Below are 10,048 nucleotides of genomic sequence, written 5' to 3' on the forward strand. Positions count from 1 at the left end.
TGAGGAAATCGCGACAATCCGGCCGAAACGGCTTTATTCTAATCCAGGTTGCATTCCTCCCCGTAAATCGCATGGCTGCCATCACGCGATCGTGGTGAACCGGATAGGCCCCTTGGCGGACTCACAGACATCAGCCGAAATCCGTTTTGCTTTCATCATTGCCCGATGTTGCCTTGAGGTCTGAGTTTTCGACGTGCAGTTTCTGTTCCGGGATCACCTGCTCGATACCGACTTGCGCGAGCTGAGCCGCGAGCAGGTTCCCGTTGCCGTGGAGCCGCAGGTGTTCGATCTCGTTGTCCACCTCATGGAGAACCGCGATCGGGTGGTCAGCAAGGACGAACTGATCGACAAGATCTGGCACGGGCGCAGCGTCTCCGAATCCACGCTGACCAGCCGGATCAATGCGGCACGCAAGGCGGTCGGAGACAGCGGCGCAAGCCAGGCGCTGATCCGCACCATCTCACGCAAAGGTTTTCGTTTCGTCGGCGACGTCGAAACCAAGCGTGGGACAACCGCGCCGGAATCCGATTTCGGAGCCAAGCTTCTGCAGCCCCCGCTCCCGCTGCCGGACCGGCCGGCGATCGCAGTGCTGCCCTTCACCAACATGAGCGGCGACCTCGAGCAGGATTATTTCTCGGACGGGATCAGCGAGGACATCATCACCGCGCTGTCGAAGCTGCGCTGGTTCTTCGTCATCGCGCGCAACTCCTCCTTCGTCTACAAGGGCCGCGCGGTGCACATGAACGAGGTCGCGCGCGAGCTCGGCGTGCGCTACGTGCTCGAAGGCAGCGTACGGCGGAGCGGCGATCGCGTGCGTATCTCTGCGCAGCTCAACGACGTCTCGACCGGCAGCCATCTCTGGGCCGAACGCTACGACCGCGAGCTTGCCGACATCTTCGCGGTGCAGGACGAGATCACCGAGGCGATCGTCGCCGCGATCGAGCCGCAGCTCTATACCGCCGAGAGTTTTCGCGCCCAGCAGAAGCCGCCGGGAAGCCTGGATGCCTGGGACCTCGTGATGCGCGCATTGTCGCATTACTGGCGCATCACTCGCGAGGACAATGCCGCCGCGCAAGGACTGCTCGAAGAGGCCGTCGCGCTCGATCCCGCCTATGGCAAGGCACTCGGCCTGCTCGCAACCAGCCACATCTTCGGCGCGCATATGGGCTGGTCCGAGATGGCCCCGACCGTACCGATCGCCAAGCGCGGCGCGCTCGCGGCGGTGGAGGCCGATCGCGAGGATGCCTGGGCTCATCACGGCCTGGCATACACTTATTTATTCCGCCGCCGCTTCGACGACGCACTGGCGGAATTCGAGCTGGCGCTGAACCTCAATCCGAACTTTGCGATGGCGCACGCCTTCTATGGCGTGACGCTGTGCTACGCGGGACGATGGCAGAACGGCGATGTCGCGGCGCGCCGCGCGCTGCGGCTGAGCCCGCGCGACCCGCTCGCGGCGATCTATTGCGGCGTTGCGGCCTATGCCCGATTCATCGGCCGCGATTACGAAGGCGCCGCACAGATGGCGCGCGAGTCGATGCGGCAGCGCGCCGATTTCGTCGGCGCGCATCGCGTGCTGACGGCAGCCGCCGGAATGTCGGGCGATCCCGCGCGCGCGGCTTCCGCCCTGGAAGGCTTGCGCCGCGCCCAACCCGGCATCTCGCTCGCCTGGATCACGCGCGAGCTGCCGATGCTGCGGGACGAGGATCGCGAGCATTATCTCGAGGGATTGCGGCGCGCGGGGATGAGGTAGCGAATCTCTCCTCTCCCCGCTTGCGGGGAGAGGAAGAAAGCGCATCACTCCTGCATCATCTCGCCGCTGCCGCCGAATTCGGCCGGGAAATCCTTGAGCTTGGGCAGGCCGTCGCGCATTGGCAGCACCGTCTCGGCGTAGTTGACGTGGACGCCGGGCGCGAAGGCGAGGGTGGGGATGGCGGCGGTGAAGACGTCGATCAGGCCGAGCGGCGGATGGTTGGTCATGAGATGGCCGCCGCACTTCTTGCAATATTTGCGCTGGCTGAGCGGCGTCTTCGCAAAGGTCTCGACATTCTGAGCACCTTCGGTGATGCGCACGGCTTCGGGCTTCCATAGGCTGAAGGCGTTCACCGGACCGCCCGACCACGAGCGGCACGAGCTGCAATGGCAATAGCCCATCGCCTCCGGCGCGCCCGTGACCTCGATCGTGACTGCGCCACAGAAGCAGTTTCCAACATGTTTCACTAGGTCGTCTCCGTTGATGATTGTTCAGATTCGTCTCCCCGCTCCTGTTTGCCGATAACTCGGCAAGAACGAATGCGGGGGTCGCGACGAGCTTTGCTCGCACTGATAGCGTCGGGATGAGGGGGATTCACCCCGAGAAACGTTGAAGGTTGCGTCCGGCAAGCTCCGATACGCGCCTCGGCGCCGCCGCGCGTCCTCCTTTCGGGGGACGCGACGGAAAGACGCGCAAGCTATACCGACTTGCGCCAGGGAATAAGCATCGACACCCGTTGTTTGTACTGCCGGTACTCGTCGCCGAAGAGATCGATGAGGTCGTGCTCCTCCAGCGCGATGCCGACGAAGATGTAGAGCGTGGTCACGGCGGCGAACAGCAGATGGCCCGCGGTCATGACCGGCGCTGCCCAGAACGCGATGATGAAGCCGAGATAGATCGGATGACGGACGAACTTGTATAGCAACGGCGTCTTGAAGCGCGGCGGCGACGCCTCCTTGCCGACGAGATGATTGGTCACCTGATGCAAGCCGAACAACTCGAAGTGATTGATGATGAAGGTCGAGGTGAACACCAGGACCCAGCCCACCAGCGACAGCGTGACGATCGTCACAGCAAGATCCGGGTTCGCGACATCCCATACGACCCTCGGCAGCGGACGCCACTGCCAGAACAGGAGGAGCAATGACAGGCTCGCAAACAGCACATAGGTGCTGCGCTCGACCGGCTTGGGGACGTACTGCGTCCACCATTCCTTGAATTGCCGGCGCGCCATCACGCTATGCTGGACCGCAAACAGGGCCATCAGGAGCAGATTGATAATGACGGCCTCGGCCACGGGCGTGTCGGTCCCGGTGTCGATGGTCTTCGGCACCACCAGCCCCATGACGAAGCCGATGGCGTACAGAATGGTGACGAAAAACACGAGATACGCCGCAATTCCGTACAGAAATGCGATGAACTTGAAAATGCGTGAGCCCGCAACCGGGCCGATAGGATGAACCTGATGATCAATTTGGGTCATAAACAGCTCCGTTGTGCCAAAACGCCGGCACTTCATTGGTCGCTGCACCATGCCGCACCGGAGGTCTCAAGACTTTCGCGGACGGTTGATTTTCGCCTGAGACGACTTTGATTTTTGCTTGAGACGACAGAAACGTGCGATTTCGCTTTGAAAACAACGTGCTCGACGGCGACCTGCGGGAACTCACCTGCAGCGGAGCCGCCGTGCCGTTGCAGCCGCAGGTGTTCGATCTCCTGCTCTATCTGGTGGCGCAGCGCACCCGTGTTGTCAGCAAGGATGACCTGATCAGCCAGATCTGGAGCGATCGGATCATCTCTGATTCCGCCCTGAACAGCCGGATCAACGCCGCGCGCAAGGCGCTCGGCGACGACGGTGCGAGCCAGCGGCTGATCAAGACCATTCCGCGCAAGGGCTTTCGTTTCGTCGGCGAAGTCCGGGAAGAAGTGGCAGCCGCAACGGCGCCTGCGCAACCCGTCGCTGTTCTGCCGCGCGCCCAGGCGGACCGTCCGGCGGTCGCGGTGCTCGCTTTCGAGAACATGAGCGGCGATCCCGCACAGGACTATTTCGGCGACGGCATCAGCGAGGACATCCTCACCGCGCTGTCGAAGCAGCGCTGGTTCATGGTGATCGCCCGCAACTCGTCCTTCACCTACAAGGGCCGCGCGGTCCACATCCGGCAGGTCGCCGAGGAACTGGGCGTCCGCTACGTCGTCGAAGGCAGCGTGCGCAAGTCGGACAACCGGGTGCGCATCACCGCTCAGCTCAACGACGCCACGACCGGCAGCCATCTCTGGGCCGAACGCTACGACCGCGAGCTGGTCGACGTGTTCGCCGTGCAGGACGAAATCACCAACGCGATCGCCGCGGCGGTCGAGCCGCAGATTCATGCGGCGGAAAGTTTTCGCGCCCATCGCAAGCCCCCCGCGAGCCTGGATGCCTGGGATCTCCTGATGCGGGCGCTATCGCATTACTGGCGCGTGACGCGGCGGGATCACGAGACCGCGCGGGTGCTGCTGGAACGCGCGATCGGGATCGACCCGAACTACGGTCAGGCGCTGTCGGTGCTCGCGGCGAACCACATGTTCGGCGTGCATCTCGGCTGGGCCGAGCTTGCGCTGGTGGCGCCGGTGGCGGAAGTCGCCGCGCTCGCCGCGGTGCGCTGCGACCACGAGGATGCCTGGGCGCACGCCGCGCTCGGCAGCGTCTACTTCTCGACGCGAAGGCTTGCAGACGCACTGTCCGAGTTCGAGCAGGCGCTCGCGCTCAATCCGAACTTCTCGCTGGCGCAGGGCTATTACGCACTGGCGCTGTCCTATGCCGGGCGACCGAAGGATTCATTCGAGGCAGCGCAGAGGGCAATGCGGCTCTCGCCGCGCGATCCATCCCTGGCGATCTATCACGGCATCGCCGGCTATGCCCGCTTCACCGAGCGGCGCTATGGCGAGGCCATCGCGCTCGCGCGCGAGGCGATCCGCCACCGCGGCGACCTTACCGGCGCCTACCGCGTGCTGGCGGTTTCTGCCGGTATGACCGGCGACGGCATGGTTGCGGAGATGGCGCTGGGCGAACTCCGCCGCACCCAGCCCAACATCTCGTTGCACTGGATCGCGACGCAATTGCCGTGGGCCAACGAGGCCGACCGCGAGCACTATCTGGAAGGATTTCGGCGGGCGGGCTTACGCTAGACGATCCTCATGCCGGGTCTGCGTCGCGCTTCCGGCGCAGATGGACGACGACGTCGAGCCGCGCGATCTCGTGGCCCGGAAGCGCCTCGGGTATCCTGGTGAAGGTCAGGCCGTCGGTGACGTCGACCAGCACATCCTCGCCTTCGAGGTAGAAATGCGGATGCACGGACGTATCGGTGTCGAAGAACGACTTGATGCCGTCGGCCGCGATCCGGCGCAACAGGCCGGCTTCGGTGAACTGGTTCAGCGTGTTGTAGACGGTCGCAAGCGACAGCCGCAGATTGGCGGCCGTCGCTTCTTCATAAAGCCCCTCCGCTGTCACATGACGATGGGGGCAGAGGAACAACATTTGACCAAGCGCCAGACGGTGGCGCGTCAGCCTGAGGCCGGCATCGCCGAGCAGTTGCGCGCAACGTGCCGACGCCTCGTCCGCGAAGGAGATGGCGATATCGTCTGAATTCGCTTCGGGTGGGGTGGAATGGACGTTCATCGCCGATGCACTCGCAGTTGACCGGGCACGCGGGGCTTCACGCGTCCTGCCATCAGATCGCAGAAGCGGCAGCCCGGCTTTGATCCCGATCAAATCCGGAACGAGCCCGCCTCTGACCTATCGCAAGGCGGCCGAGTTTATTCCCGGCCAGAATAGCCGGACATCAATGAGGCTCGCATGTCCAAGCCGGTTCCCGACAAGGCAGAGATCGCGCTCGAATATCCCGACAAGTTCTATGTCGGCACCTTCGGGCATTCATCGCGGTTCGAGGCTCGCCTCGACGGCAGCGGCGTTGCGCTGGTGCTGCAGCATCCGGGGACGGCGGAGGAACGCAAATCGGTGCACCTGCAATTTCGGCCTGCTCGCCGGAATCCTGCGCGAGCTCGCGGGCAGTGTCGCGGCCATCCCCAAGGACGACATCGCGCACCGGGAGCAACTCGCGGATGCGCTTGCCGAGTTGCAACGGGTGCTGCGGCCCTCCTGAAGCCGTGCGGCGCGGCGGCGCCGGCTTGGCCGTCAAATGCCATAACAGGACGCGCTGTACATTTTTTGTGCGAACACTGTCGAGACTTTCATCTTGCGGCGCCGAACGAGACTGTGTGAGCCTCGATCCCGGATGGGGACTGGGATGGGCCGGCCATAGCTTTGCGCGCCATGACGTGCGAAGCGTTTGCGGCTGGTCTCGCTTGAGAAAGATACGACATGTCAAAACGAGTGTTGCTTGGTGTCCTCCTGGCTTGTGGTCTCGCGGCCCCGGCGCTGGCGCAAGAGCCGAAAGCGGGTGGAGCGATCAATGCCGTGATTCAGCCCGAGCCGCCCGGCCTGATGCTGGCAATGGTCCAGAACGGCCCGGTGCAGATGGTGTCGGGCAACATTTTCGAAGGCCTGCTTCGCTACAGCCCCAAGCTCGAACCGCAGCCGGAGCTCGCCGAGAGCTGGAGTGTCAGCGAGGACGCAAAAACCTACACATTCAAGCTCAGGAAGGGCGTGACGTGGCATGACGGCAAGCCGTTCACCGCCGCCGACGTGCTGTTCTCGCTCGAGATGCTGAAGCAAACCCACGCGCGTGCCCGCAACAATCTGGCGCAGGTCGACAAGGTCGAGGCTCCCGACGACTACACAGTGGTGTTCACGCTGAAGCAGCCGTTCGGCCCGTTCCTCGGCATCTTCGAGGTCGGCTCGATGCCGATGGTACCGAAGCATCTTTATGAAGGCACCGACTGGAAGACCAATCCCTACAACAACGCCCCCGTCGGCACCGGCCCCTTCATGTTCAAGGAATGGCAAAAGGGCTCATTCATCCGCCTGGTCAAGAACCCGAACTATTACGAGAAGGGCAAGCCCTATCTCGACGAGATCTACTGGCAGATCATTCCCGATGCCGCGGCGCGCTCGGTGGCGTATGAGACCGGCAAGGTCGACGTGCTGCCCGGCGGCTCGGTCGAGAATTTCGACGTGCCGCGGCTGTCCAAGCTGAAGGACACCTGCGTCACCGGCGCCGGCTGGGAGTTCTTCTCGCCGCTGGCCTGGCTGTGGCTCAACAACCGCCAGGGTCCGCTCGCCGACAAGCGGGTGCGGCAGGCGGTGATGTTTGCGATCGACCGCGACTTCGCCAAGGACGTGATCTGGAACGGGCTCGGCAAGGTCGCAACCGGCCCGTCGGCCTCGACCATCAAATACTATACCGACGACGTGCCGAAATACCCATACGATCCGGCCAAGGCCAAGGCGCTGCTGAAGGAAGCCGGCTACAAGGGCGAGAAGATCCGCCTTCTGCCGCTCGCCTATGGCGAGACCTGGCAGCGCTGGGGTGAAGCCGTGAAGCAGAACCTCCAGGACGTCGGCATGAACATCGAGACCATCGCCACTGACGTCGCCGGCGGCAACCAGAAGATCGGCGACTGGGACTACGACATCGCCTTCACCTATCTCTACCAGTACGGCGATCCGGCCCTCGGCGTCGGTCGCAACTACGTCTCCAGCGCCATCGCCAAGGGCCAGGTGTTCAACAACGTCGAGGGTTACTCCAACCCGGAAATCGACAAGCTGTTCGCCGACGGCGCGGTGGCGACGCCCGACTCCAAGCGCAAGGAGATCTACGAGAAGGCGCAGAAGATCCTGGTCGAGGACGTGCCGGTGGCCTGGATGCTCGAGCTGCAATTCCCGACCATCATGCGCTGCAAGGTCAAGAACCTGATCACGACCGGCATCGGCGTCAATGACGGCTTCAAGGACGCATGGCTGGACAAGTGAGGGCTGCCTCCGTCACCTCTCCCCGCTCGCGGGGAGAGGTGATCGCTCCATCTCTGTCGCTCCAGGTCACGTCACCGATATGATCCTCTAGATGCTCTCCTTTGTCGCTCAGCGTGTCGCGAAGGGCGTGATCGTCCTGCTTGCGATCGTCGTCCTCAATTTCTTCCTGATCCGGCTCGCGCCCGGCGATCCCGCCGTCGTGATGGCGGGCGAGGCCGGGGCGAGCGACCAGATCTTCGTCCAGCAGCTCAGGGAGAAGTTCGGCCTGGACAAGCCGCTGCCTGAGCAGCTCTTCATCTACGTCAAGGGCATTGCTACCCTCGACCTCGGCTTCTCGTTCCGCCAGCAGGCACCGGTCGCGAAGCTGATCGGCGAACGACTGCCCGCGACATTGCTGCTGACGCTGACGGCGTTTGCGATCTCGCTCGTGCTCGGCGTTCTCTTCGGCACCTTCGCCGCGCGCTTTGCCGGAACCTTTCTCGACACCGCGATCACCGTCTTCGCCCTGATATTCTACGCAATGCCGATCTTCTGGGTGGCGCTCATGAGCATCCTGCTGTTTTCGGTCACCATGGATTGGCTGCCGAGCTTCGGCTACGAGACCGTCGGCGCCAACCTCACCGGCTTCGCTCATGCCGTCGATGTGGCGAAGCACCTGATCATGCCGGCGATGACGCTCGGCCTGTTCTTCATGGCGACCTACACCCGCATGACGCGCGCCTCGATGCTGGAGGTGAAGCGTCTCGACTTCGTTAAGACCGCGCGCGCCAAAGGCCTCTCCGATGCCGTGATCCAGCGTCGCCACGTCCTGCGCAACGCGCTGCTCCCCGTCGTGACGCTCGCCGGCGTCCACTCCGGCACCCTGATCGGCGGCGCCGTCATCACCGAGACCGTGTTCGCCTGGCCCGGCATCGGACGCCTGATGTACGACGCCCTGCTCCAGCGCGACTACAATCTGCTGCTCGGCGTCTTCGTGATCTGCTCCGCCATGGTCCTGATCTTCAACCTCATCACCGACCTGGTTTATCGCCTGGTCGACCCGCGCATCGAATTCACCACATGAAACAGTTCTGGAAATCGATGCTGAGGAGCCCGAGCGGCGTCATCGGGCTCATCATCCTGCTCCTTGCGATCTCGGTCGCGTTGTTTGGTCCGATGCTGTTCCCGAACTCGCCCTGGCGCATGGTGCAGCGGCCGTTCCTGCCGCCGTTCACGCTTGCGACCGTGCCGCTCGGCACCGACGCGCTCGGCCGCGACGTGTTCGCGGGAATGATCTTTGGCGCACGCGTCTCGCTGCTCGTCGGCATGGTCTCCACCCTGGTGGCGCTGGTCGTCGGCGTTCCCATCGGCGCCATGGCCGGCTATTTTGGCGGCAAGGTCGACGACGCCCTGATGCGCTTCACCGAGTTCTTCCAGACCATTCCGAGCTTTGCGCTCGCGATCGTGCTGGTCGCGATCCTGCAGCCCTCGATCTATTCGATCGTCGCCTCGATCGCGCTGGTAAGCTGGCCGCCGGTCGCGCGCCTCGTCCGCGGCGAGGTGCTGTCGTTGCGCACGCGGGAGTACGTCCAGGCCGCGGTGGTCACGGGCCAGAGCAACACCTGGATCATCCTGCGCGAAATCCTGCCGAACACGTTGTCGCCGGTGATCGTGCTGGCCTCGCTGATGGTGGCGACCGCGATCCTGCTGGAATCCTCGCTGGCGTTCCTCGGCCTCGGCGATCCCAATCTGATCTCCTGGGGCTACATGGTCGGTGCCGGCCGTACCGTGATCCGCCAGGCCTGGTGGATCACCGTATTTCCCGGCGTCGCGATCCTGATCTCGGTTCTCGGGCTCAATTTGATCGGCGAAGGCCTCAACGACGCGCTCAATCCGCGGCTGTCCCGGGAGGGCCGCTGATCATGACCGCACCGCCCGCCGTCTCCATCAAGAACTTGCGGATCGCATTGCCCAAAGGCGCGGAACGGCCATTCGCGGTCGACGGCGTCTCGCTCGATCTGCGGCCGGGCAAGATCGTCTGCGTCGTCGGCGAATCCGGCTCGGGCAAATCGATGTGCGCGCATGCGCTGATGGGTCTGTTGCCTGACACGGTCACCGTCACCTCCGGCGAGATCCAGTTCGAAGGCCGCGACCTGCTCAAGCTCGACGACGACGGCTGGCGCGATCTGCGCGGCCGCCGGCTCGCGATGATCTTTCAGGAGCCGATGACCGCGCTCAATCCGTTGATGCGGATCGGCGACCAAATGGCGGAGATGTTCGAGGCGCACGGGCTGCTCACGCCGAGGGAGCGGCGCGCCAAGGCGCTGTCGCTGGCGCGCGAGGTCGGCCTCCCCGATCCCGAGCGCATCGTGCGCGCCTATCCACACCAGCTCTCCGGCGGCCAG

Annotated in this window: 9 protein-coding genes and 1 pseudogene; 7 read left to right on the forward strand and 3 right to left on the reverse strand. The window is 63.9% G+C overall.

Translation table 11 applies throughout. The features are described from left to right. Positions 1-193 precede the first annotated feature (193 nt). The gene (locus IVB47_RS21755; protein ID WP_247464157.1) at positions 194-1,753 is read left to right on the forward strand and encodes a winged helix-turn-helix domain-containing protein; all 1,560 of its coding nucleotides are present in this window, start codon (positions 194-196) and stop codon (positions 1,751-1,753) included. Between the two features lie 44 nt (positions 1,754-1,797). Here the strand turns inward: IVB47_RS21755 and IVB47_RS21760 are convergent, their stop codons facing one another. Both IVB47_RS21760 and mddA read right to left on the reverse strand, forming a co-directional pair. After that, positions 1,798-2,220, reverse strand: coding sequence for a GFA family protein (locus tag IVB47_RS21760; RefSeq protein ID WP_247464159.1), 423 nt, complete (start codon positions 2,218-2,220; stop codon positions 1,798-1,800). Positions 2,221-2,450: 230 nt separating this feature from the next. Next, positions 2,451-3,236 carry a methanethiol S-methyltransferase gene (gene mddA / locus IVB47_RS21765; protein WP_247464162.1) on the reverse strand — a complete coding sequence of 262 codons (786 nt, stop codon included), beginning with the start codon at positions 3,234-3,236 and terminating at the stop codon, positions 2,451-2,453. A 134-nt stretch (positions 3,237-3,370) separates the two neighbouring features. Between mddA and IVB47_RS21770 the strand changes: the two genes are divergently transcribed. Continuing rightward, positions 3,371-4,921, forward strand: a complete 1,551-nt coding sequence (locus IVB47_RS21770; protein ID WP_247464165.1) for a winged helix-turn-helix domain-containing tetratricopeptide repeat protein — start codon at positions 3,371-3,373, stop codon at positions 4,919-4,921. Positions 4,922-4,928: 7 nt separating this feature from the next. Here IVB47_RS21770 and irr read toward each other — a convergent pair whose 3' ends face one another. Continuing rightward, positions 4,929-5,411, reverse strand: a complete 483-nt coding sequence (irr, locus tag IVB47_RS21775) for a Fur family transcriptional regulator Irr (RefSeq protein WP_247464169.1) — start codon at positions 5,409-5,411, stop codon at positions 4,929-4,931. 177 nt (positions 5,412-5,588) lie between these two features. On the opposite strand from irr, the pseudogene IVB47_RS21780 reads away from it, so the two are divergent. The 5 genes and pseudogenes from IVB47_RS21780 to IVB47_RS21800 form a co-directional block, all read left to right on the forward strand. Continuing rightward, positions 5,589-5,895, forward strand: a pseudogene (locus tag IVB47_RS21780) (hypothetical protein). Positions 5,896-6,113: 218 nt separating this feature from the next. Continuing rightward, positions 6,114-7,664 (forward strand): ABC transporter substrate-binding protein, encoded by a 1,551-nt coding sequence (locus tag IVB47_RS21785; protein WP_027570063.1) that lies wholly within the window; start codon positions 6,114-6,116, stop codon positions 7,662-7,664. A 91-nt stretch (positions 7,665-7,755) separates the two neighbouring features. Then, the gene (locus IVB47_RS21790) at positions 7,756-8,727 is read left to right on the forward strand and encodes an ABC transporter permease (protein ID WP_247464172.1); all 972 of its coding nucleotides are present in this window, start codon (positions 7,756-7,758) and stop codon (positions 8,725-8,727) included. Continuing rightward, the gene (locus IVB47_RS21795; RefSeq protein ID WP_247464175.1) at positions 8,724-9,563 is read left to right on the forward strand and encodes an ABC transporter permease; all 840 of its coding nucleotides are present in this window, start codon (positions 8,724-8,726) and stop codon (positions 9,561-9,563) included. Before IVB47_RS21790 ends, IVB47_RS21795 begins: the two co-directional genes overlap by 4 nt. Before the next feature lie 2 nt (positions 9,564-9,565). After that, the coding region (locus IVB47_RS21800) for an ATP-binding cassette domain-containing protein (RefSeq protein WP_247464178.1) at positions 9,566-10,048 on the forward strand (483 nt) is incomplete at its 3' end.

This window comes from Bradyrhizobium sp. 62, assembly GCF_023073035.1.
Lineage (GTDB): Bacteria > Pseudomonadota > Alphaproteobacteria > Rhizobiales > Xanthobacteraceae > Bradyrhizobium.

Coding starts and splice junctions, on each gene's coding strand:
- irr (WP_247464169.1), bottom strand. CDS start 5,411: ATGAACGTCCATTCCACCCCACCCGAAGCGAATTCAGACGATATCGCC.
- IVB47_RS21790 (WP_247464172.1), top strand. CDS start 7,756: ATGCTCTCCTTTGTCGCTCAGCGTGTCGCGAAGGGCGTGATCGTCCTG.
- mddA (WP_247464162.1), bottom strand. CDS start 3,236: ATGACCCAAATTGATCATCAGGTTCATCCTATCGGCCCGGTTGCGGGC.
- IVB47_RS21795 (WP_247464175.1), top strand. CDS start 8,724: ATGAAACAGTTCTGGAAATCGATGCTGAGGAGCCCGAGCGGCGTCATC.
- IVB47_RS21785 (WP_027570063.1), top strand. CDS start 6,114: ATGTCAAAACGAGTGTTGCTTGGTGTCCTCCTGGCTTGTGGTCTCGCG.